This window comes from Deinococcus maricopensis DSM 21211, from assembly GCF_000186385.1.
Taxonomy (GTDB): domain Bacteria; phylum Deinococcota; class Deinococci; order Deinococcales; family Deinococcaceae; genus Deinococcus_B; species Deinococcus_B maricopensis.
The window spans coordinates 1,010,872-1,032,017 of record NC_014958.1 but is presented as its reverse complement, the minus strand read 5'-3'; the positions used below and the strand labels follow the sequence as shown (position 1 = coordinate 1,032,017).

21 protein-coding genes are annotated in these 21,146 nt (G+C 71.7%); 8 read left to right on the top strand and 13 right to left on the bottom strand.

Annotated elements, in window-relative coordinates:
• Positions 1-26 precede the first annotated feature (26 nt).
• The 5 genes from folK to DEIMA_RS04740 form a co-directional block, all read right to left on the bottom strand.
• Entirely contained in the window at positions 27-527 is a 501-nt protein-coding gene (gene folK, locus DEIMA_RS04760; protein ID WP_013556098.1) for a 2-amino-4-hydroxy-6-hydroxymethyldihydropteridine diphosphokinase, read from the bottom strand.
• On the bottom strand, positions 524-880 hold the full coding sequence (gene folB / locus DEIMA_RS04755; protein WP_013556097.1) for a dihydroneopterin aldolase: 357 nt from the start codon (positions 878-880) through the stop codon (positions 524-526). Before folB ends, folK begins: the two co-directional genes overlap by 4 nt.
• Positions 873-1,745 carry a dihydropteroate synthase gene (folP, locus tag DEIMA_RS04750; protein WP_013556096.1) on the bottom strand — a complete coding sequence of 291 codons (873 nt, stop codon included), beginning with the start codon at positions 1,743-1,745 and terminating at the stop codon, positions 873-875. The genes folB and folP overlap by 8 nt, the downstream gene beginning before the upstream one ends.
• On the bottom strand, positions 1,738-2,529 hold the full coding sequence (locus DEIMA_RS04745; protein WP_013556095.1) for an ImmA/IrrE family metallo-endopeptidase: 792 nt from the start codon (positions 2,527-2,529) through the stop codon (positions 1,738-1,740). The genes folP and DEIMA_RS04745 overlap by 8 nt, the downstream gene beginning before the upstream one ends.
• 94 nt (positions 2,530-2,623) lie before the next feature.
• Entirely contained in the window at positions 2,624-2,872 is a 249-nt protein-coding gene (locus tag DEIMA_RS04740; protein WP_013556094.1) for an acyl-CoA-binding protein, read from the bottom strand.
• A 185-nt stretch (positions 2,873-3,057) separates the two neighbouring features.
• Here DEIMA_RS04740 and DEIMA_RS04735 point away from each other — a divergent pair, with 185 nt between their 5' ends.
• From DEIMA_RS04735 to DEIMA_RS04720, 3 genes are all read left to right on the top strand, one after another.
• The gene (locus DEIMA_RS04735) at positions 3,058-4,536 is read left to right on the top strand and encodes a peptide MFS transporter (protein WP_013556093.1); all 1,479 of its coding nucleotides are present in this window, start codon (positions 3,058-3,060) and stop codon (positions 4,534-4,536) included.
• A gap of 454 nt (positions 4,537-4,990) precedes the next feature.
• A complete protein-coding gene (pnp, locus tag DEIMA_RS04725; RefSeq protein ID WP_013556092.1) occupies positions 4,991-7,147 on the top strand; it encodes a polyribonucleotide nucleotidyltransferase in 2,157 nt (718 codons plus the stop codon).
• Positions 7,148-7,231: 84 nt separating this feature from the next.
• On the top strand, positions 7,232-7,561 hold the full coding sequence (locus DEIMA_RS04720; protein WP_013556091.1) for a hypothetical protein: 330 nt from the start codon (positions 7,232-7,234) through the stop codon (positions 7,559-7,561).
• Between the two features lie 86 nt (positions 7,562-7,647).
• Here the strand turns inward: DEIMA_RS04720 and DEIMA_RS04715 are convergent, their stop codons facing one another.
• From DEIMA_RS04715 to DEIMA_RS04695, 5 genes are read right to left on the bottom strand one after another with little or no spacing between them, the layout of a single operon-like run.
• Entirely contained in the window at positions 7,648-8,007 is a 360-nt protein-coding gene (locus tag DEIMA_RS04715) for an MmcQ/YjbR family DNA-binding protein (RefSeq protein ID WP_013556090.1), read from the bottom strand.
• 2 nt (positions 8,008-8,009) lie between these two features.
• Positions 8,010-8,408, bottom strand: a complete 399-nt coding sequence (locus tag DEIMA_RS04710) for a YbaN family protein (RefSeq protein WP_013556089.1) — start codon at positions 8,406-8,408, stop codon at positions 8,010-8,012.
• Positions 8,409-8,452: 44 nt separating this feature from the next.
• Positions 8,453-9,049: a hypothetical protein gene (locus DEIMA_RS04705; protein ID WP_013556088.1), complete on the bottom strand. Its 597-nt coding sequence runs from the start codon at positions 9,047-9,049 to the stop codon at positions 8,453-8,455.
• A complete protein-coding gene (locus DEIMA_RS04700) occupies positions 9,046-10,575 on the bottom strand; it encodes a VWA domain-containing protein (RefSeq protein WP_013556087.1) in 1,530 nt (509 codons plus the stop codon). Before DEIMA_RS04700 ends, DEIMA_RS04705 begins: the two co-directional genes overlap by 4 nt.
• Positions 10,576-10,627: 52 nt before the next feature.
• A complete protein-coding gene (locus DEIMA_RS04695) occupies positions 10,628-11,698 on the bottom strand; it encodes a hypothetical protein (RefSeq protein ID WP_013556086.1) in 1,071 nt (356 codons plus the stop codon).
• Between the two features lie 141 nt (positions 11,699-11,839).
• On the opposite strand from DEIMA_RS04695, the gene fni reads away from it, so the two are divergent.
• From fni to DEIMA_RS04685, 3 genes are all read left to right on the top strand, one after another.
• Positions 11,840-12,877 (top strand): type 2 isopentenyl-diphosphate Delta-isomerase, encoded by a 1,038-nt coding sequence (gene fni / locus DEIMA_RS04690; protein ID WP_013556085.1) that lies wholly within the window; start codon positions 11,840-11,842, stop codon positions 12,875-12,877.
• 54 nt (positions 12,878-12,931) lie between these two features.
• A complete protein-coding gene (locus DEIMA_RS17240) occupies positions 12,932-13,168 on the top strand; it encodes a hypothetical protein (RefSeq protein WP_013556084.1) in 237 nt (78 codons plus the stop codon).
• A gap of 65 nt (positions 13,169-13,233) precedes the next feature.
• The gene (locus DEIMA_RS04685; protein WP_245528347.1) at positions 13,234-14,235 is read left to right on the top strand and encodes an aminoglycoside phosphotransferase family protein; all 1,002 of its coding nucleotides are present in this window, start codon (positions 13,234-13,236) and stop codon (positions 14,233-14,235) included.
• A 4-nt stretch (positions 14,236-14,239) separates the two neighbouring features.
• Here DEIMA_RS04685 and DEIMA_RS04680 read toward each other — a convergent pair whose 3' ends face one another.
• Entirely contained in the window at positions 14,240-15,331 is a 1,092-nt protein-coding gene (locus tag DEIMA_RS04680) for a DNA glycosylase AlkZ-like family protein (RefSeq protein ID WP_013556082.1), read from the bottom strand.
• An 89-nt stretch (positions 15,332-15,420) separates the two neighbouring features.
• Here DEIMA_RS04680 and DEIMA_RS04675 point away from each other — a divergent pair, with 89 nt between their 5' ends.
• Both DEIMA_RS04675 and DEIMA_RS04670 read left to right on the top strand, forming a co-directional pair.
• On the top strand, positions 15,421-16,983 hold the full coding sequence (locus DEIMA_RS04675; protein WP_013556081.1) for an acyl-CoA carboxylase subunit beta: 1,563 nt from the start codon (positions 15,421-15,423) through the stop codon (positions 16,981-16,983).
• A 54-nt stretch (positions 16,984-17,037) separates the two neighbouring features.
• Positions 17,038-17,553, top strand: a complete 516-nt coding sequence (locus tag DEIMA_RS04670) for a DEAD/DEAH box helicase family protein (RefSeq protein ID WP_013556080.1) — start codon at positions 17,038-17,040, stop codon at positions 17,551-17,553.
• Between the two features lie 35 nt (positions 17,554-17,588).
• On the opposite strand, the gene DEIMA_RS04665 is transcribed toward DEIMA_RS04670, so the two are convergent.
• Together DEIMA_RS04665 and DEIMA_RS17775 are read right to left on the bottom strand one after the other, a co-directional pair.
• Complete coding sequence (locus DEIMA_RS04665) at positions 17,589-19,613, bottom strand: elongation factor G (RefSeq protein WP_013556079.1); 2,025 nt, start codon at positions 19,611-19,613, stop codon at positions 17,589-17,591.
• A 182-nt stretch (positions 19,614-19,795) separates the two neighbouring features.
• Entirely contained in the window at positions 19,796-21,106 is a 1,311-nt protein-coding gene (locus DEIMA_RS17775) for a hypothetical protein (RefSeq protein ID WP_013556078.1), read from the bottom strand.
• Between the last annotated feature and the right edge of the window lie 40 nt (positions 21,107-21,146).

Here is a 21,146-nt window from a genome sequence, read left to right as displayed (position 1 = left end):
GTGAGGGCCGCTGAGGGCGTCGCGGGTCAGCGCAGCGGGTCGCGTTCCGCGTGGACGCCGTGCAGGCCGACGCGCGCGAGCGCGTCGCGGACGCGCTCGCCGGTGCCGGGGTGCGCGTAGTCGGGCGCGACGTCGTGCAGGGGGGCAAGGACGAACGCGCGCGTCCACGCGCGTGGGTGCGGGAGCGTCAGGTCGTCCGTGTCGAGGCTGAGGTCACCGTACGCGATCAGGTCGAGGTCGAGGACGCGCGGGCCCCAGCGTTCGCGGCGTTCGCGGCCGGAACGGCGTTCGATGTCGAGCAGCGCTGCGAGGACGTCGTGCGGGGTGAGCGTCGTGCGGAGGCGCGCGGCGGCGTTCAGGTAGTCCGGCTGGCCGGGCGGGCCGCCGACGGGCGCGGTGCGGTACACGCGGGACACGCCGGTGACGACGCCGACGCCCGCGAGTTCCCGCACGGCCCACGCGAGGTTCGCGCGGGGGTCGCCGAGGTTCGCGCCGAGGGCGATCAGCGCGTCCACGGGAGCGGTCACGCGCGCTCCCGGGTGACTTCGGCGTACACGTCGCGGAAGATGCCTGCGATGGGCGCGTGCGGCTTGTGGACGCGCACCGTGACGCGCAGCAGGCGGGCGTGCTCATCGAGGAGGCGCGTGGCGACGGCCTGCGCGAGCACCTCGATGAGCTTGTAGCGTTTGCGTTCGGCTTCGTCGCGGACGGCGTCGTACACGAGGGCGTAGTTGACGGTGTCGTCGATGTGGTCACGCATGTACCCGAACTCAAAGTGCATCTCGACGTCCACGATGAAGCGCGCGCCGAACACGGCTTCCTCGTCGTACACGCCGTGCCGGCCGTGGAACTCCAGGCCGCTCAGGACGACCTTACCCATGGTGGACCTCCAGCGCGGCCTGCACGCGCAGGGCCTGCACGTGCCCGGCGACGTCGTGCACGCGGACCATCGCGGCGCCGGCGCGGGCGGCGTGCAGGTGCACGGCGAGGCTGCCGGGGTCGCGGTCGGCGGCGTGGGGGGCGCCGGCGAGCCAGTCGATCAGGCGCTTGCGGCTCGCGCCGACCAGGACGGCGTGCGGCCCGGCGCTCAGGCGCGGCAGGGCGCGCAGCAGCGTGAGGTTGTGCTCAAGGGTCTTGCCGAAGCCGATGCCGGGGTCGAGCAGCACACTCGGAATGCCGCCGGCGAGGGCGCGGTCCGCCTGCGCCGTCAGGTACCCGTGGACTTCAGCGACGACGTCGTCGTAGTGGGGGCGGCGCTGCATGGTGCGCGGTTCGCCCTGCATGTGCATGATGCAGGCGGGCGCGCCGTGCTCGGCGCACACGCGCAGCATGTCGGGGTCGCGCAGGCCGGAGACGTCGTTGATGAGGTGCGCGCCGGCGCGCAGGGCGGCGTCGGCCACCTCGGGCTTGAGGGTGTCGATGCTGATGACGGCGGCGCCGTCGTCGGCGAGGGCGCGCACCACCGGGAGGATCCGGTCGAGTTCCTCGGCGGCGGGTACGGGGTCCGCGCCGGGGCGGGTGCTTTCGCCGCCCACGTCGACGACGAGCGCGCCGGCGGCGTGCAGCGCGCGGGCGTGCGCGAGGGCCTGCGCGGGCGCGCCATGCTGCCCGCCGTCGCTGAACGAGTCGGGGGTGGCGTTCACGATGCCCATGACGGCGCAGCCGCGCCACGTGAGCTGCCAGCCGCCGGGCGTGCGGGCCGCGCCGGGCACGGGGCGGTGGAAGGTGAGGGTGCGTTCAGGCATCGGACCCCGGGGTGGTCCCGTCAGGCGGGGCGGGCTGGTCGAGCGTGAAGCTCGCCACGACGCGCCCGCGCAGCGGGTAGGCGTTCACGCGCGCAGGCAGGCGCCGTCCGCTGCGGAACGGCACGTAGCTGCGCGCGGTGATTTCGAGGTGCGTGGCGTGCGCGTCGTGGATGGGGTGGTCGTCGGGAATGGCGGTGCCGTTCGAGAGGGTGTACTTCACGCCGTCGGTGGCGGCGCTGGCGCGCACGGTGAGGCGCCCGCCGGCGGCGACGGCCACGGCGAACAGCACGCGGTCGGTGACGCATTCCGCGAGGGCGTACATGGCGGTGCTGACGCTCACGTCTGCGCGGCGCGCGAGTTCCGCGACGGCCCGTCCGGTCGCGCCGAAGCGCGTGAGGAGTTCCGTGAGCAGTTCGTGCGGCATCAGGATGGCGGCGGCGCCGACGTTGCAGAGCGTCTCGATGACCTGCTCGAGGCGGTCGCCGTCGTACTCGTCGTGCAGGGCGGAGAGCAGGTCGTCGTCGGCGAGGAGGAGCGCGTGGCTGATCTCGTGCGCGAGCGTGAAGCGCTGCCGGCCCGGTTGGACCTTGCTGTTCACGAGGATGACGCCGTGTTCGGGGTCGTACGCGCCGTCACGGTCGCCGAGGTCCATGTACACGAGTTTGGCGCCGAGCGGGTCGGTCAGGCCGTGCGCGTCGCGGGACGGCGCAGCGTCGGCGTAGGCCCGCGCGAGTTCGCGCATGCGCGCCTTGTGCGGCGCGAGGCCGTCCGCGTCGTGGGTCATGCCCCAAAGTGTAACGGCAAAGGTGCGGCGGGCGGTCAGGGCTGTGCGAGCAGGGGCAAGCCCACACCCGCGGGCTCGCCCCTGCTCGTGCGGCTCAGCCGCGCAGGCTGTTCACGAGGTCGATGTATTCGCGCTTGGCGTCGTCGGCGCTTTTGCCGCGCTGCTCGGCCCACGCGTCGTGCTTAGCAGCGCCGCGGAAGTCGAAGCCGCCGGGGCGGTCGCCCTGCACGTCGCCTTCGGTGGCCTGCTTGTAGAGGGCGTACAGCTTGAGCAGCACGTCGTTCCCGGGGCGTTTAGTGAGGGCCTGTACGTCCTGCTGGGCTTGCGCGAAGGCGTCTTGCATGAACTCAGTATAAGTTTGCGGGCGGGGCCGCCACCACCGGTGCCGACCCGGCACGTTCAGGGGTTCTTCAGGTCCCATGACCGTCAGCCGCGAAGACGCTCAACGCCCACGCAAGGCGGCGCGCTGCACGCTCGCGTAAACTGCCGCTTTGCGGCCCCTGCCTGCAGGCGGCCAGGAAGGACACCATGACCCATTCTCCCTCCCGCGCCGGCACGCCCGAGCGCGACGCCCGCTTCCTCGGGCAGCCGCTCGGCCTGAGCGTCCTGTTCGCCACGGAACTCTGGGAACGCTTCTCGTTCTACGGCATGCGCGCCCTGCTGCCGCTGTTTCTCGCCACGAGCGCCGCGCAGGGCGGCCTCGGGTACAGCGACGCGCAGAGCGCCAGCACGTACGCCATCTACAACGCCCTCGTGTACCTCGCGGCCCTCCCCGGCGGGTTCATCGCCGACCGCCTCATCGGCGCGCGCCGCGCCGTCCTGTGGGGCGGCCTGACCATCGCCGCCGGGCACTTCACCATGGCGGTGCCCGGCACCCTGTTCTTCTTCCTGGGGCTGCTGCTGATCATGCTCGGCACCGGCCTGCTCAAGCCGAACATCAGCGCGATGGTCGGCCAGCTCTACGCCCACGACGACACGCGCCGCGACGCGGGCTTCAGCCTGTTCTACATGGGCATCAACCTCGGGGCGTTTCTCGCGCCGCTCGTGTGCGGCTACCTCGGCCAGAAAATCAACTGGCACCTCGGCTTCGCCGCCGCCGGCGTCGGCATGCTGCTGGGCCTCGCGTGGTACGTGCTCGGAGGCCGTCACCTCGGCCAGGCGGGCCTGCAGCCCGGCAACCCCCTCGCCGCGCACGAACGCGCGCCCCTCGCGCGGCAGGTCGCGCTGGGCGTGCTCGCCGTACTTGTGGCGGGCGCGCTGCTGCGCGTGTTCCTGCCGCACATCAACCCCATCGACGTGCTCACGTTCGTGGTGTTCGGCGCGACCCTGTGGGTGTTCGCGAACGTCCTGCGGGGCGGCCGCCTCAACGCCGAGGACCGCCGCCGCATGACGGCGTTCGTGTGGCTGTTCTTGGCGAGCGCGCTGTTCTGGATGATCTACGACCAGGGCGGCAGCCTGCTCGGCCTGTTCGCCGAGCAGAAAACCAACCGCACGCTGCTGGGCTTCCAGTTCCCGGCCAGCTGGTACCAGTCGCTGAACCCGATGTTCATCCTGGTGTTCGCGCCGCTGTTCGCGGCGTTGTGGCTGCGGCTGGGCGCGCGGCAGCCCAGCACGCCCGTGAAGTTCGTCTACGGCCTGGGCGGCGTGGGTGCCAGCTTCCTGCTGATGGGCCTCGCCGCGCACGCCGCGAGCGGCGGGCACCTGATCAGCCCACTGTGGCTGGTGGGCGTGTACCTGCTGCAGACCCTCGCGGAACTCACGCTCAGCCCCACCGGGCTGTCCGTCGCCACGAAGCTCGCGCCGGCCAGCCTGAGCGGCCAGATGCTCGGCGTGTGGTTCCTGGCGACCAGCGTCGGGAACGCCATCGGCGCGCAGGTCGCGCGCCTCAGCGAGACGCTCTCGCCCAGCGGGTACTTCACGGTCGTCGGCGCGCTCGCCGTGGCGGCCGCCGTCGTGCTGCTGTTCGGCGCGCGCCCCATCGCGCGCCTGATGGGCGGCGTGAAGTAACCCCAGCCACCGCGAAAGGAGAGGGCCCCGTGTGGGCCCTCTCCTTTGTTCAGGGCTCGGACTTCGTGGGGATCTGCCTTCGTGAGGATCGGCTCGGTTTTCGCGTCCCGCAGAGTCTTCGCGCGCGGCAGTGTGGCCCCTCGCGGGAAGAACATCCCGATGAACAGGTCTCGGCGCCCCACCCGTCCACCAGCAGGTACGGGATGCCGATCCCGAGCAGGCCCGCCGACAGGAGGAACGAAATCCACGATGGCCTGATCCACGTGGGCGTGTTGCCGCGCAGGTTCGGGGTGGTCATGCGCTGACCTCCATCAGGGTGAGACGTCACGCCCCGTGTGGGCGCACGCCTGCACAGGGTGTCGCGTGGAGATGCGCCGCGGGGGCCTGGGGGCGCGTGGTCGCCTGGCCTTCACGCGTCGCGAGGCAGCGCACACCAGAGCGGTAGAATGCGCTGATGATACCCAAGACCTACAGCGCGACCCTCGGTGGCCGGGAACTCACCCTGGAAACCGGGAAGCTCGCGAAACTCGTGAGTGGCGCCGTCACGGTGCGCTACGGCGACGCCGTGCTGCTCGTGACCGCGCAGGCGCGCGAAGACGTCAGTCCCCTCGACTTCCTGCCGCTCACCGTCGAATTCGAGGAGCGCCACTACGCCGTCGGCCGCATTCCCGGCAGCTTCCACCGCCGCGAAGGCCGCCCGGGCGAGCGCGCCATCCTGAGCGCGCGCATCACGGACCGGCAGATCCGCCCGCTGTTCCCGAAAGGGTACCGGCACGAAACGCAGGTCATCATCACGGTGCTCAGCGCTGATGCGCAGGTCGGCGCTGACGTGCTCGGCCCCATCGGTGCGTCCGCGGCGCTCAGCTTGAGTGACGTGCCGTGGGCCGGGCCGACCGCGTGCGTCCGCGTCGGCTTCGTCGGCGGCGAGTACGTCGTGAACCCCACGTACGATCAGCTGGACGCGTCCAGTCTGGACCTCGTCGTTGCGGGCACGCGCGACGCCATCCTGATGGTTGAGGCGGGCGCGCAGGTCGTCGAAGAGGAACTCCTCGTGGGCGCCATCGAGTTCGCGCACCGCGAGATGCAGCCCATCATCGACCTGATCGAGCAGATGCAGCGCGAAGTGGGCCGCGAGAAGTTCAACTACGTCGCGGACGCTGACCTCGCCGTGGACCTCGTGCCGGAACTCACCGAGGCGGCCCGCTCGGGTGGCCTGCGTGACGCGCTGCTCACGCCCAAGAAGAAGGACCGCAGCGTCGCCCTCAAGGCCCTGCGCGACCGCCTGATCGGCGAGCGCGTGCCCGAAGGCACCGAGGACGCCGACGCCCGCACCGGCGCGTTCAAGACCGCGTTCGGCCGCGTCGAGAAGCAGGAACTGCGCCGCCTGATCCTCGAAGAGGACGTCCGCGCCGACGGCCGCAACAGCCGCACCGTGCGCCCCATCTGGATCGAGACGCACGCCCTCCCCCGTCCGCACGGCAGCGCCATCTTCACGCGCGGGGAAACGCAGGTGCTCGGCACGACCACGCTCGGCACCGAACGCGACGAGATCCTGATTGACGACCTCACGGACGACAAGAACGACCGTTTCATGCTGCACTACAACTTCCCGCCGTACAGCACCGGCGAGGTCAAGCGCATGAGCGGCCAGTCGCGCCGCGAAGTCGGGCACGGCAACCTCGCCAAACGCGCCATCCGCGCGGTCCTGCCCAGCTTCGAGGAGTTCCCGTACGTCATCCGCATTGTCGGCGACGTGCTGGAAAGCAACGGGTCGAGCAGCATGGCGACGGTGTGCGCCGGCACGCTCAGCCTGATGGACGCCGGCGTGCCCATCAAGGCGCCCGTCGCGGGCGTCGCCATGGGCCTCGTCATGGAGGGCGACCGGTACCGCGTGCTCACCGACATCCTCGGCCTGGAGGACGCGCTCGGCGACATGGACTTCAAGGTGTGCGGCACCGCCGAGGGCGTCACCGCTCTGCAGATGGACATTAAGATTCAGGGCATCACGCCCGCCATCATGCGTGAAGCGCTCGCGCAGGCGAAAGAAGCGCGCCTGCACATCCTCGGCAAGATGGCCGAGGTGCTGCCCGCGCCGCGCGCGGAGCTCTCCCCCACCGCGCCGCGCATCATCACCGTGAAAATCAACCCGGAGAAGATCGGCAGCGTCATCGGGCCGGGCGGCAAGCAGATCCGCGAACTCGAAGCGATGGGCGCGCAGGTCACCATCGAGGAGGACGGCACCGTCCGCATCTTCAGCGCGGACGGCGCCGCCGCGCAGGCCGTGCGTGAACGCATCGAGGCGATCACCCGCGAAGCGAAGGTCGGTGAGGAGTTCGATGGGACGGTCGTGAAGACCGCCGCGTTCGGCGCGTTCATCAACCTGTTCCCCGGCAAGGACGGCATGCTGCACATCAGTCAGATGAGCGAGGAGCGCGTGAACGCCGTCGAGGACGTCATGAACGTCGGCGACAAGGTCCGCGTGAAAATCGCGAATGTCGATGACCGCGGCAAGATCGACCTGATCCGCCCGGAACTTGAAGGGAAGATCGCGCCGCGTGAGCCGCGCGCCCCGCGCCCCAGCGGCGACCGCCCGCCCCGCCGCGACCGCTGACCCCACCCACTGAACGCGCCGCCCGACCGGGCGGCGCGTTCATCATGCGTGCGCGCCGCGCCCCTGCTTTACAATGCGGGCCGTATGCGTCCGGCGTTCCTGACTGCCGCGCGGCACCTGCAACGGGGCCGCGACGCCGCCGTGGAAGGCTTCGATCAGGAGGCCGTGCGGGAGTACAACCACGCGCTGCAGCTCCTGCGGTCCCTGCCGCCCGAGCGGACGCGGGACGTGCTGCTCGCGCACACGCACCTCGCGTACTACCAGACGCTCGCGCCCGCCTCGCGGCGCGGGGACGCGCATCAGGTGGCGCAGGAGCACCTGCATCTCGGCATCAGTTACGCGCGCAGCACCCGCGATCCTCTTGCGCGCGCCATTGCCGAGGAGTGCCTCAGCGGCCTCGACGTGGTCCTGTAGGGATCGCCGGCGAGCGGCGCGATGGGCTTCGCCATGGCCGGCCTTCAGCGGTCGAATGCGGGCGGGGTCGTGCAGGGGCGCGGCGCTCAGTCCAGGTGCAGTTCGGCGCGCTCGGCGCGGGTCAGGCGCGCGACCACCAGGGCGTAGCTGTGCTGCAGAAGTTCGTGCACGAGGGCGTCGGGGACGGTGCCGTCGAGGGTGACGGTGTTCCAGTGGCGTTTGTTGAGATGGTAGCCGCCCACGATGGCGGCGTGCTCAGCGCGCAGCGTTTCGGCGCGGGCCGGGTCGCATTTCAGGCTGAGCGTCACGGGGTCCGCCTGGATGTCCGTGAGGGCGTACATTTTTCCGGCGACCTTGAAGACGAGCGTCGTCTGGTCGAACGGGAACGTTTCGCGCGAGCCGGGCAGGGCGGCGCAGGCCGCGCGGATGTCGGCGATGCGGCGCATGCTCAGCGTTCCCCGGCGGGCGGTTCGGCGCGCGTCGGGACGCGCCGCGTGACGTACCAGATGCCGTACAGGCCGAGGAGTAGCCAGACGAGGCGTCCGGGCAGCACGGGAATGCGGGGCAGAGTGAGGAGGACGGCGACGATGATGCTGAGCACCGCGATGAGTTTCGCGCGGGCGGGCATGCCGCGACCGGCGCGGTAGTCGCGGACGAGGGGGCCGACGGCGGGAAGGTTGAGCAGCCACGTTTCGAAGCGGGGGCTGCTGCGCGCGAAGCACGCGGCGGCCAGCACGAAGAACACCGTGCCGGGCATCAGCGGAAGGATGAGCCCCAGGAAGCCCAGGCCGGTGAGCACGAAGCCGGCCAGGAGCCACAGGGCGCGGAAGGGGCGCGGCGCAGTCACGGCTCTCAGCGTAACGCGTGACGGGCGCGGGTCAGGGGTGGGGTTCAGTGCTGCAGGTCCGGTCGCCCGAACCTGTCCTGCAGGAAGCGGCCGTTGGCGATGAGCGCGTCGGTGTCGCCGCGCAGGGCGTCGGCGGTGACGCGGTCGAGGGTGGCGCTGAGCAGGTCGAGTTGTTCGGCGAGGAGGTCGTCCGGGCTGCGTTCGCCGTTCAGGGGCGTGCTGCGGTGCGCGCGTGGGAGGCGCAGGTAGTTGCGGAACGTGCCGGGGAGGTAGTCGGTGATGATGCGCCGGACCGTGAAGGCGTGCGGGTCGCCGCGCCGCTCCAGTTCCGCGAGGTGCGGCAGGAGCGCCTGCAGTTGCGCGCTGAGGTGCTCAGCGCGCAACTGCAGGTTCGGGGGGACGCGGCCGCGCAGGCGGCGCGTGAAGCGGTGGAGTTCGGTGCGGAGGTCGTCGGCGCTGGCCTGCGCGGCCAGGTGCACGTCCGCGCGCGTGCGGGCGGGCGTGAGCAGCACGCCGATCAGGTACAGGCCGGCCACGATGGGCAGCCAGTACGCGCCGAGCCAGCCGAGGAGGTATGCGCCGAGGCCGAGCAGCGCGAGGGCGGTGCCGACGAGGTGGCGGGTGGACGTGAGGTACGTCATTGGTACCCGCGGATGTCCTTGAAGGCGGCGCGCAGGTCGTTCTGGCCGTCGAAGGTGCGTCCGCCGGTGAGGGTGGCGATGCGGTTCATTTCGGTGGCGTCGCTGTCGCCGAACAGGACCGTGAAGGTTTTGACCTGGCGGGCGCGTTCCGGCAGGGCGGCGTAGGTCGCGCGGAACTGGTCGGCGCTGGGGCCTTCGGTGCGTTCCCCGTCGGTCATGAGGACGATGCTGGTGTAGCGTCCGGCGGGGGCGGCGCGCGCCTGCTCGTAGGCGGCCTGCAGGGCGCCGTAGATGTTCGTGCCGCCGTCCGGGGTGAGCGCGTCGACCTGCGCGCGCAGCTGCTTGAGGGCCGCGCCGCGCGTGGCGGGCGTGAGTTCGGTGGTGCGCGGCGCTCCCGGGGCGCTGCTGAACGGAATGAGCGTGACGCGCTCGCGGTTCGCGAAGGTGGCGTACCGGCCGGTGAGGGTCGTGTCGGCGCCGCTCAGGCCGCGCAGGGCGGTTTTGAGGGCGTCAATGCGGGCGCCGCGCATGCTGCCGCTCACGTCCAGCACGAAGATGGTGTTGGCGGGCTGCCGGGTGTCCTGCAGGTAGGTGCTCACGACGGCGTCCAGGGTACTGGCGCTGCGCGGGAACGGCAGTTCGAGCAGCAGGGCGTCCGGGAAGTCGCGGGTGAGGGGCACGGTGGTGTTCACGGGGCGGCGCAGCGTGTCGCGCATGATGCGCGCCTGCACGGCCGGGGCGCGCAGGGCGTCCACGAGTTTCCGGAAGGGGGCCTGCTGCGCCGGGTTGAGCAGCAGCAGCGGGTAGTCGGCGGTGATGAGGCCGTCGCGGGGGTAGATGAGCGTGAGGGGCTCGCGCAGCTGCCCGCCACGGTTGAGGCTGAGCAGCACGCTTTCGTAGTTGATGAGGCCGTTCAGGCGCGCCTGATCGCGGATGTACGCGTCGGCAAGCCAGCCGCTGGACCCGGCGGTGAGGGCCTGCCCACGGAAGAAGGCGCGCAGTTCGGGGCTGCGGGCGTCGGCGGCGGTGATGGCGTCGCCCTTGCCGCTGAGGGCGGCGGTCACGCCGATCAGGGCGGTGAGGCCGCTGTTGCTGGCGGCGGGGTTGGCCATGCCGTACTTCAGGTCGCCGCTGGCGACCTTACGGGCGATGTCGCGCCAGGAGGCGTTGCGGCCCGTCCAGCCCCACGCGCGCGCGTCGCGGCGGTTCACGCCGAGCACGACGGGTGAGAGCATGATCTTCTCGCGCGCGATGACGCGGCCGCGCAGGTCGTCCTGCAGTTCGAGGTACTTGGCGTGCGAGAACCACACGAGGTCGGGTGTCGCGCCGCCGCGCAGGCGTTCGGTGCCGTCGAGCGTGCCGACGTACTGGATGTTCAGGCGCACGCCGCTCGCGCGGGCGACGTCCTCCAGGATGGGCGCGAGGTCGCGCAGTTCCGAACCGCCGAGGACCGTGAGGGGCGGCGTGGGGCGGGCGGCGCACCCGGCGAGGGTGACGGCGAGGGCGGCGAGCAGCGCGCGCTTCATGGGCTGGGCGCTCCGGTGGGGGTCAGGTCCGTCATTCGGGGGCTCCTGGGGGTCAGGGGGTCTGACGTTCGATGGCGGCGATCATGCGTTCCATGACGTCCTGCGTGGGCAGGTCGACGACGTCCACGAGCGTGTCGGGCACGTGGACGCCCGCGCCCTTGACGGCCTGCTGAAACAGGGCGGTGTCGCGGGTGCGGAAGCCGTAGCGGGCCGCGAGGCCCTGCAGAGCCGGGTCGGTGCTGAGCACCTCGCCGAGCTGCGCGCCCGCGGGGGTGATGGGGACGAGCACGTGTTTCGTGAAGACGGTGGGGGTGGGGTACAGCAGGGCCGCGCCGCGTGGGAGGTGCCCGGCGCGCGCGGCTTCCAGGTACTGGGATTCGTAGACGTTCACGAGCGGCGTTTTGCCCGCGCCGAGCGCCAGGTAGTCCTCGAAGGGGCCGGCGCTGCTGCTCTCCTGGTAGCCCTGGCGGAGGAACAGCGGCGCGACGCGCGGCATCAGGCGCGTGATGTCGGTGGGCTGCGCGACCTGCTCGCCGTTCAGGAGGTGGCTGATGAGCGCGAGGTACATGGCGGCGCTGTTGCTGGTGCGGACATCGGTGGTCGTGATGAGAACGCTGCGGCTGGCAGGGTACGCGCCACTGCCCTTCAGGTCCGTCCAACGGGTGCCGCGCTCCATGAGGGGCAGGAGCGCGCGCAGATTCAGGGTGGTAGTGTCGCCGGTGCGGCGCGCGACGCCGTTCGCTTCGAGGATGTTCACGATGGGTACCCAGGACGCCACGACGATGGGGGTGTAGAACACGTCGTAGGTGGTGCGGGCGTTCACGCGGGCGCGCAGAGCGTTCGCGGCGGGCACGCCGGCGGGGAACGCGAAGTCGAGGCCGCCGAGGTCGCGGGTCATGAGTTCGCGCGAGCCGGCTTTGAGGAGGTCCACGCGCAGGCGGTGCGCGGCGAGCGCGCGGATCACCTCGGGGTCGCGGAAGAAGGCGTCTTTTTCGCTGCCGATCATGCCGCGCACGGTCACGACGCTGCGGGCGTCGAGTTGCCCGCGGACGCTGCGGTACGCCGCGAAGCCCACGCCGGCGATGAGCAGGATTGTCAGGAGCACGTTTAGGGGTTTGCGCATGAGTTCCTTCTGAGTTCAAGGGTGTCAGGGGAGCGTCAGTGTCGCGTCAGGCGTGAGCGGCGCGGCACTTGTCGCTGCGTCCGCGGGGCGTTGTAGGCGTTCCTGCGTTTCCGGGGTGAGGGCGCGCGCTACCCTACGCCCGTGAGTGACGGCGCGCCGAACGTGGACCTGAGTGACCGGAAGTTGCGGCACATCGAGGCGTGCCTGCGCGCCGACAGCCAGTACGCGCACGTCACCACCGGGTTCGAGCGGCTGCGCTGGCCGTACCGGGCGCTGCCGGACCTGAACGTGGACGACGTGGACCTGCGCACGACCTTCCTGGGCCGGGCGCTGCGCGCGCCCGTCCTGATCGGCGCGATGACCGGGGGTGCGCAGCGGGCCGCGCACATCAACCGGAACCTGGCGACCGCGGCGCAGCGGCTCGGGGTGGGCCTGATGCTCGGCAGTCAGCGCGTCATGCTGGAACGCCCGGACACCGCCGCGAGCTTCCAGGTGCGGGCGGTGGCGCCGGACGTGCTGCTGATCGGCAACCTTGGCGCGGCGCAGTTCCTGCGCGGGTACGACGAGGCGCACGTGGTCCGCGCAGTCGAGGGGGTCGGCGCGGACGCGCTCGCCATTCACGTGAACCCGCTGCAGGAGGCGTTGCAGGCGGGCGGGGACCGCGCGTGGGCGGGCGTGGCGGCGCGCCTCGCGGAGGTGGTGCCGCGCGTACCGTACCCGCTGCTGCTCAAGGAGGTCGGGCACGGCCTGGACGGCGCGGCGGTGCGCGCGGCGGCGCGCGCGGGGTTCGCGGCGCTGGACGTGGCGGGCGCGGGCGGGACGAGCTGGGCGCGGGTGGAGCAGCTGGTGCGGTTCGGCGCGGTGCGCACCCCGGACCTGTGCGAGGTGGGCGTGCCCACGGCGCAGGCGTTGCTGGGCGCGCGCGCTGCCGCGCCGGGCGTGCCGCTGATCGCGTCGGGCGGGATCCGCTCCGGCCTGGACGCCGCGAAGGCGCTCGCGCTGGGCGCCACGGCCGTGGCGGTCGCGCGGCCCCTGCTGGCGCCCGCTCTGGACAGCGCCGAGGCGGTGGAGGCGTGGCTCGCCACCTTCCTGGAGGAGTTGCGGGTGGCGCTGTTCGTGGGGGGGTTCGGGAGCGTCCGCGCCGTGCAGGGCGCGCTGGGCGCCGAGCCCCTGCCGTGAGGGCCGCGCGGCATGTGCGGAAACGCACAGTGCGGGCGTGTCGTACTGTGAGGCATGAGCGGATTTTCCGGTGGGTCGTTCTCGTTCAGTCGGTCAAGCGGACGCGGCGCGCGCGGGTTCCGTGGGCACAGCCATAGCCACAGTCATTCTGGCGGGCACCGGTACGGGCACCGCGGGCACGCGCGGCACGTGGTGCGCCGGGGCGGGTGCCTGGGCGCGTTCGTGGTGGGCGTCGCGGTGCTGAGCGGCGCCGTGGCGGCCGTGGGTGGCGTGTTCGCGCTGCTGGCCTAAGCGGGGCACATGAAGGCCGGAGCGGCGCCGCCTCAACCCTCCGCGTGGCGCGGCGCGGGGGCGCCGTGAGCGCGTCCGCGCCGGCGGTGCAGGCGCGGGGGGCGTGGCGGTCCCTGACGTTCGCGGTGACGCGCCGCGGCCCGGTGCAGTCGGCGCGCGCGTGGCCGAGGGACGTGAGCGCGCTGTTCCCGGCGCGGCGTCTGGTGGAGGCGTGGCGCGGCGACGGCGCGAATTTCGCGCGCTACACGTCGGCGCGCGGGCCGCTGTTCCTGAAGTACCGCTCCCCCATGGACCGCGACGCGCGCGCGCAGCGGCGCCTCGCGAACGAAGTGGCGTACCTGCGGGCGCTCGCGCCGGCCTGCCCGGTGCCGAGCGCGCCCCTGCTGCACGCCCAGCTGGACGACGCGGCCCGCCTGGGGCACGTGCTGATGGAGGACCTGACGGAGCGCACGGTCGGGTGGGGGGCCGTGCCGACCGGCGAGCGCGAGGCGCGCCTGGTGGGGATCGTGCGGGCCGTGGCGGACTTCCACGCGCACTGGCTGGCGCGTCCGGACGCATGGGCGGCGTGGCGGTGGCGTGCGGAGCGGGAACGCACGCGCCTCATGGAGGGGCTGGCGGTGCCGCCGCCCGGGGCGACAGTGGACGTGCTGGACGCCGGGCCGCCGGTGTGCGCCGCCCTGAAGCGCCTGGACCTGTCGGCGCTGCCGGTCACGTTGATTCACGGGGACCTGCATGCCGGGCAGTTCCTGCTTGATCCGCACGACACCGGGGTGGTCACGCTGATTGATTTCGGGCGGGTGCGGGCGGCGCCGCCGGGCGTGGACCTCGCGCATCTGCTCGCCGTGCGCCTGACGCCGGAGGACCGCGCGGCCCTCGCGCCGACGCTGCAGCGTGCGTACGCGGCGCGCCTCGCGGAGCACGGCGTGACGCTGGACGGCGCGGCGCAGTGGCGCGCGGGCGTGCTCATGAACGCCGCGAGTGTGTGGCGGGAGGCGCAGCGCACCCCGAGCGAAGGGGTGCGCGAGGCGCTGCGGAACGTGCTGGACGCGGCGCGCGCGGTGTGGTGAGCGCTCAGCGCGCGCCGAGGAACGCGCGGTAACGGTCGAGTTCGGCGTTCACGGCGCGCGTGAGCGTGGCGGTCTGGCGCACGTCCGGGCGGTACTGCACGTCCGCGTGCAGTGTGCCGGCGTTCACGCTCAGGTTCGCCCAGCCGACGGCGCGGTCCGCGTGGAGGACCGGCAGGGCGTAATAGCCCAGAGTGCGTTTCGCGGCGGGCGTGTACGCCTCGAAGCGGTACGCCCAGCCGTGCAGGTGCTCGAAGCGGCGGCGGTCCCACACGAGCGGGTCGAACGGCGCGACGATGCGGGCGCCGCGCATGGGGGCGGCGTCGCCGGGCGCCTCGGCAGCCGGCCAGATGTACGGGACGCCGTCCACGCGCCCCTCGGTGAGGGTGCCGCCCAGGGCGGTGTTGAGCGCCGCGCGCAGCTGCGACGTGAGGCCGGGCGCGCCGTACCCGCACAGGCTCAGCAGCCCTGTGAGGCTCGCGCGCGGGAGGGGCGCGTACACGTTCGTGATGAGGTGTACGAGGCCGAGTGCGCGCACCTCGTCGCTCAGGGGTGCGGCGCGCAGCGCGTCGAGGTGCGTGGCGGGCGCGTACAGGCGTACGCCGCCCTCGCGGCGCGTGACGCGCAGGTGCCCGCGGTAGTGCAGGGCGTCGAGGGCGCTGGTGGTGGCGCTGGACTGCCCGCCCCAGTAGTTCCCGACGCTCTGCCGGCCGAGCGCGGCCTCCACGTCGCGCGGGTGGACCTCGCCGCGCTCCAGAACGTGCGCGAGCACGCGTTCCGTCAGGCCGGGTGCGTGCTGGTCGATGCGCAGGGGGCGGTGCCCGCGTGGGTGCAGGAGGCGCTGCACGTCGCGCGTCACGAACCCGTAGTTCGGGATGATGTCCTCCTCGACGTTCAGGCGCGGGTAGTGGCGTTCGAGGTCGCCGGCGCGGTAGCCCTTCACGCGCTGCATGAGGATCAGGTCCTGCGCGCGGGCGGGCGCGCGGATCGGGTCGGCCTGCACGAATCCCAGGCGGTCCAGGGCGGCTTGCAGGGTCGTGCGGGGCGGCAACGTCCGGGCGGTGGCGTGGGCGCGCAGGGCAGCGGGCGTGAGGGTCATGCCACCAGCATAATGTTCGCGCGCGCCTCTGTTCGCAGCGTGTCCATCCGCGTACGACCGAACGCTCGTTCGGTACACTGCGCTCAGTCATGACGGACATCCGAAACGAGTTGCAGGCACGCATCGCCGACATGGAGGCCCGCCGCGCCAAGGTCGAAGCGGGCGGCGGCCCCGAACGCCAGAAGAAACAACACGAAGGCGGCAAACTCACCGCCCGCGAACGCATCGACGCGCTGCTCGACCCCGGCAGCTTCCTCGAATTCAGCACCTTCGTGGAACACGGCCACAACCGCCTCATGCAGGGCGTCGACGCGCCCGGCGAGGGCGTCGTCACCGGCCGCGGCACCATCGACGGCCGCCAGGTGTTCGTGTTCAGCCAGGACTTCACCGTCCTGGGCGGGTCCCTCGGCAAGATGAACGCCCAGAAGGTCACCAAAATCATGGACCTCGCCGCGAAAACCGGCTGCCCCGTCATCGGCCTGAACGACTCCGCCGGTGCCCGCATCCAGGAAGGCGTCGACTCACTGAGCGGCTACGGCGAGATCTTCTACCGCAACGCCATCTACAGCGGCGCCGTCCCGCAGCTCAGCGCCATCCTCGGCCCGTGCGCCGGCGGCGCCGTGTACAGCCCCGCCCTCACGGACTTCATCGTCATGAGCCGCGGCAGCAGCTACATGTTCATCACCGGCCCGGAAGTCATCAAGAGCGTCACGCGCGAGGACGTCACCTTCGACGAACTCGGCGGCGCCGACGTTCACAACAAGAAAAGCGGCGTCGCCCACCTCGAATACGACGGGGACGAGGCGGTGCTCGCGGGCCTGCGCGACCTGCTCTCCTACCTCCCGCAGAACGCCCGCGAAAAAGCGCCCCTCAAACCCACCAGCGACCCGGTTGACCGCCCGAACGACGACCTGCTGAGCGTCGTCACGCCGGACCAGCGCAAACCGTACGCCATGCACGACGTCATCCACAGCCTCGTGGACGACGGCACCTTCCTGGAAATCCAGCCCGGTTGGGCGCGCAACATCATCGTCGGCTTCGCGCGCCTGAACGGCCGCTCGGTCGGCATCGTCGCGAACAACCCGAAGGTCATGGCGGGCACCCTGAACATCGACGCGTCCGACAAGGCCGCGCGCTTCATCCGCACCTGCGACTGCTACAACGTCCCCATCCTCACGCTCGTGGACGTCACGGGGTTCCTGCCGGGCGTCGCGCAGGAGCACGCGGGCATCATCCGGCACGGCGCGAAGATGCTGTACGCGTACGCCGAGGCGACCGTCCCCAAGATCACCCTCATCACCCGCAAGAGTTACGGCGGCGCGTACCTCGCCATGAACAGCCGCGACATGGGCGCCGACGTCGTGTACGCCTGGCCGACCGCCGCCGTCGCCGTCATGGGCGCCGAGGGCGCCGCGAACATCGTGTACCGCCGCGACATCCAGAAGTCCGACAACCCCGAAGCGACCCGCGCCGAGAAGATCAAGCAGTACAAAGACACTTTCGACAACCCCTACGTGGCCGCCGCGAAAGGCTACATCGACGACGTGATCCCCATCGAAAGCACCCGCCAGCGCCTCATCCAGACCTTCGAGATGCTCGAGGAAAAGCAGGAGCAGCGCCCGTACAAGAAGCACGGCAACATCCCCCTGTGAACGCAGCGGGCCTCCAGGCTGGAGGCCCGCTGCGCGCCGGGTACGCTGGAGCGCATGCGCACGTTCATCATCACCGGGGTGCCCGGCACGGGCAAAAGCAGCGTGTGCCGCGCACTGCTGCAGCACTTCGAGTTCGGCGTGCACGTGCCGGTCGATGACGTGCGTGAGTTCGTGGTGTCGGGCATCGCGCACCCCGTCCCGGCGGTCACCGCGGAAACGCTGCGGCAGTTCGCGCTGGCGCGGCGAGCCGCCGGGCGGCTCGCCGCGGTGTACGCGGGGGCGGGCTTCGCGGTCGCGCTCGACGACGTCCTCGGACCCGAGGACGCCGACATGTTCGAGCTGCCCGGGCCGGTCACACGGGTGCTGCTCCGGGCGGACCTGGACGCCGTGCTGGAACGCAACCGCACCCGCACCAACAAGGCGTTCGACCCGGCAGTGCTGGACGGCGTCATCCGGCAGTTGCACGCCGGGCAGGACCTGGGCGCCTACCGGCAGGCAGGGTGGGCGGTGCTGGACACCACGCACCTGAGCGTGCGGGCGGCCGTGCAGGCCATTCTCGCGCTGGCCTGAGGGAAGCCGCCCTGAGCGGCCTCCCCTGTGGGGCTTCAGGCGTTCGCGGTTTCGCGCTGCCGCTGCGCGATGACCTTTTCCACGATGTGCGCGGGCGCTTCCTGGTACCCGTGCGGTTTGATGCTGAACGCGCCGCGTCCGGCAGTGAGGCTGCGCAGGTCGGCGCTGTAGGTCTGCAGTTCGCTTTGCGGGACGACGGCGGTGAGGGTGATGACGGTCCCTTCGGGGTCCATACCCTGCACGCGGGCGCGGCGGGTCTGGAGGTCACTGATGAGGTCGCCGGTGTACTGCGCGGGGGCGCGCACGCGCAGTTGCAGGACCGGTTCAAGCAGCGCCGGTCTGGCACCCTGCATGGCGTTGCGGAACGCGAGCGCGCCGGCGGTCCGGAAGGCGATGTCGCTGCTGTCGACGTCGTGGTGGCTGCCGTGCGTGACGGTCACCTTGACGTTCTGCACGGGGTACCCGGCGAGCGTGCCGCGCGCGAGGGCGTCCTGCACGCCTTTCTCGATGCTGGGGATGTATTTGGTGGGGATGGTGCCGCCCACCACGGCGCTCGTGAATTCGTAGGGTTCGGTGGTGGGTTCGATCTTCAGGTGCACGTCGCCGTACTGGCCGTGCCCGCCGCTCTGCTTCTTGTGTTTGCCCTGCGCGGCGCTGGCGGCGCGGATGGTCTCGCGGTACGGGATGCGGGGCGTGGAGGTGGTGACGTTCACGCCGAGCGCGGCGAGTTTCTCGACGGCGATGTCGAGGTGCAGCTCGCCCATGCCGCTGAGGAGCAGGTCGCCGGTTTCCGGGTGGCGCTGGAAGTGCAGGGTGGGGTCTTCTTCCAGCAGCTTGGTGAGGGCGGGCGTGAGTTTGTCGTCGTCCTGGCGGCTGTACGGGTGGATGGCGCGGGTGACGACCGGGTCGGGCAGGACGAGCGGGTCGTACGTGATGGGGTGCGCCGGGTCGGCGAGGGTGTCGCCGGTGTGCAGGTCGCCGAGTTTGGTGAGGGCGCCGATCATGCCGGCGGTGAGTTCGGGCACTTCGGTGAGGGCGTTGCCGTGCAGGGTGTAGAGGTGCGCGGGTTTCAGGTCGGCGCCGTGGGTGGTGTTGCGCAGGGCCTGCCCGGGTTTGAGGGTGCCGCTCCACACGCGGATGTACGCGATGCGGCCTACGTAGGGGTCCATGACGGTGCGCCAGACGCGCGCGCTGAAGGGCGCGTCGGGGGTGGGTTCGCGGGTCTGCCCGTCGGTGCCCATGAGGGGGCCGCGTTCGCGGGCGCTGCGCACGCCGGTGATGAGCGCGTTCAGGAGGGGGCGGATGCCGATTTCGCGGGCGGCGCTGATGGGCATCACCGGGTAGAGGGTGCCGGCGTGGACGGCGCGGAGGTACGCGGCGTGCAGGTCGTCGTCGCTGATGGCCTCCTCGTTGAGGTAGCGTTCGACGAGCGCGTCGTCGGTTTCGACGATGGCGTCGATGAGGGGCGCGCGGTACTCCTCGATGAGCTCGGTCATGCTGGCGGGAGCGGCACTTTCCCCGTCGGGGGTGTGGGCGCGGCGGGTGAGGAGGTCGACGATGCCGGTGAAGGTGCCGCCGCTGCCGATGGGGAGGTGCGTGGCCACGCTGGGGCCCTGGAGGGTGGCGCGGATGTCGGCGAGGACGGCGTAGAAGTCGGCGCGGTCGCGGTCCATCATGTTCACGGCGATGAGGCGCGGCATGTTGAAGCGGTCGGCGGTGGCCCAGACGCGTTCGGTGCCGACTTCGACGCCGCTGACGGCACTCACGACGATGAGGGTGGCGTCGGCGGCGCGGATGCCGCCGCGAATTTCGCGGACGAAGTCCGCGAAACCGGGCGTGTCGAGCAGCGTGAGGGTGGTGCCGCCGTGGTTGAGCGTGACGACGCCGGTGCTGACGCTGAACGCGTGGGCTTTTTCGGCGTCGGTGTGGTCGCTGACGGTGCTGCCGTCCTCGACGCGGCCCATGCGCGAAACGGCCCCGCTGGTGTGCAGCAGGGCCTCGGTAAGCGTGGTTTTCCCGACGCCGCTGTGCGCGGCGATGGAAACGTTCCTGACGGGCATTCGACCACCTCCTGAAAACACTTCAGACAGTGAGGGCGGGCTTATGGTCTGCCGGACGGACAGGGAATGAATGCGGTACGGCGAGTGTACACCGCCCACGCGGGCGGGTGGGGCGTGGGCTTCCTCATGGCGCGAGCGCGGGCGGCGGGGAGGAACCCCTGCCGCCCGTTTGCTGCGGCGCGTCAGTCTTCTTTGGCGCGCTCGTGGAGGATTTCGGGGAGGCGGTCGCGGAGCTGCTGGCGCAGGCCGTCCGCTTCGGCGCGCGCGAGCGTCACGGCGGGCCCTTCGGGGAGCATGGAAGCGGGGTTCAGGCTGTGCAGTTCCAGGCCGCCGTCGTCCAGGCGCGTGAAGCGGATGACCCAGTTGGGCGCGTCGGCGGGGAAGATCACATCGACCTGGGGGGCTGCGCCGGCGAGGACGGCGTCAATGCGGCTGGCGCTGTCGGGCGTGATGAAGTTCTTCATGACTTCGTGGCGTTCCTCGCCGTCGTGGACGTGTTCGAGCACGCGAAGTTGCAGCAGGGGCTCCGAGGCTTTCATGCCGGCGCGCGGGTCGAGGTTGGGGGTGATGTCGACGGCGTACTGGCCGGCGTGGGCGCTCGCGTCGATGGCGGTGCGGCTGGTCTTGTCCATGCGGTCCATGCGCTGAGCGTAGGCGCCGGGGGTGGAGTGCGGGTGATGGGGGCCTGAGCGGCCCTTCACCGCGCCGTGTGGGCGCCGAGGCGCGCGCAGCGCGGCCATGAGGGCGGGATGCGCCTGGAGGTGCAGGGCCTGCGCGAACTGCGCGGCGAGGGGCAGCGCGGCGCGCAGCGCGTCAGGGAGGTGGTTCAGGCCGGGCGTGGTGCGGCGCAGGGCGCGCAGCGTGAGGGCCGGGAGGTCGCGTTCGGCGAGGCGGGTGGGCGCGGGACGGTGCGGCGCGCCGGTCGCGGCGCGGGCGAGGCGCAGCAGGGCGCCGTGCACCCAGGTGAGCAGTTCGTGCGCGCGCCAGTGCTCGCCGCGCGCGAGGACGGCAGACGCAAACGTGAGCCAGTTCAGGAGGTCGTCGTACGTGCGCTGCAGGTCAGGCAGCGCGGGCGGGGCCGCTTCCAGCTGTTGCAGGAGCGGCGTGAGGACGCCAGAGTCGTCGCGGATGAGGGCGAGGTCCGCGCGCAGGCTGCCGGGCGGCCAGCCCAGCACCTCGCGCAGGTGCGTGTCCGGGTGGACGTGCAGTTCGATGCGCACGAGGTCGGGTGTGATGACGTTCGGCGTGCCGAACGGGTTCGTGACGGCGAGCGCGACGGGCGTGATGCCCGCCAGCAGCGCAAAGGGGTCGAGGGTGACGCCGGGCGGGGTGTACGCGGAGTACTCCAGGTCGCTGTACTCGTCGTGCGCGCCCTGCTCGGCGGGGCCCTGCGTGCGGCTGCCGTACGCGAGGGCGTGCGTGAGGAGCGGGTGGGTGCGCAGGGCGGCGCGGACGCGGGCGTCCAGCGCGTCAAGGTGGTTGAGGGTGGGCACGGCTTCATCGTGCCGGGCCGGGCGGAGCGCGGCATCCGCC

Excerpts from the sequence above, each read along its gene's own strand:
- folB (WP_013556097.1), bottom strand. The coding sequence starts at position 880 with ATGGGTAAGGTCGTCCTGAGCGGCCTGGAGTTCCACGGCCGGCACGGC.
- folP (WP_013556096.1), bottom strand. The coding sequence starts at position 1,745 with ATGCCTGAACGCACCCTCACCTTCCACCGCCCCGTGCCCGGCGCGGCC.
- DEIMA_RS04745 (WP_013556095.1), bottom strand. The coding sequence starts at position 2,529 with ATGACCCACGACGCGGACGGCCTCGCGCCGCACAAGGCGCGCATGCGC.
- DEIMA_RS04740 (WP_013556094.1), bottom strand. The coding sequence starts at position 2,872 with ATGCAAGACGCCTTCGCGCAAGCCCAGCAGGACGTACAGGCCCTCACT.
- DEIMA_RS04735 (WP_013556093.1), top strand. The coding sequence starts at position 3,058 with ATGACCCATTCTCCCTCCCGCGCCGGCACGCCCGAGCGCGACGCCCGC.
- pnp (WP_013556092.1), top strand. The coding sequence starts at position 4,991 with ATGATACCCAAGACCTACAGCGCGACCCTCGGTGGCCGGGAACTCACC.
- DEIMA_RS04720 (WP_013556091.1), top strand. The coding sequence starts at position 7,232 with ATGCGTCCGGCGTTCCTGACTGCCGCGCGGCACCTGCAACGGGGCCGC.
- DEIMA_RS04715 (WP_013556090.1), bottom strand. The coding sequence starts at position 8,007 with ATGCGCCGCATCGCCGACATCCGCGCGGCCTGCGCCGCCCTGCCCGGC.
- DEIMA_RS04705 (WP_013556088.1), bottom strand. The coding sequence starts at position 9,049 with ATGACGTACCTCACGTCCACCCGCCACCTCGTCGGCACCGCCCTCGCG.
- DEIMA_RS04700 (WP_013556087.1), bottom strand. The coding sequence starts at position 10,575 with ATGAAGCGCGCGCTGCTCGCCGCCCTCGCCGTCACCCTCGCCGGGTGC.
- DEIMA_RS04695 (WP_013556086.1), bottom strand. The coding sequence starts at position 11,698 with ATGCGCAAACCCCTAAACGTGCTCCTGACAATCCTGCTCATCGCCGGC.
- DEIMA_RS17240 (WP_013556084.1), top strand. The coding sequence starts at position 12,932 with ATGAGCGGATTTTCCGGTGGGTCGTTCTCGTTCAGTCGGTCAAGCGGA.
- DEIMA_RS04680 (WP_013556082.1), bottom strand. The coding sequence starts at position 15,331 with ATGACCCTCACGCCCGCTGCCCTGCGCGCCCACGCCACCGCCCGGACG.
- DEIMA_RS04675 (WP_013556081.1), top strand. The coding sequence starts at position 15,421 with ATGACGGACATCCGAAACGAGTTGCAGGCACGCATCGCCGACATGGAG.
- DEIMA_RS04670 (WP_013556080.1), top strand. The coding sequence starts at position 17,038 with ATGCGCACGTTCATCATCACCGGGGTGCCCGGCACGGGCAAAAGCAGC.
- DEIMA_RS04665 (WP_013556079.1), bottom strand. The coding sequence starts at position 19,613 with ATGCCCGTCAGGAACGTTTCCATCGCCGCGCACAGCGGCGTCGGGAAA.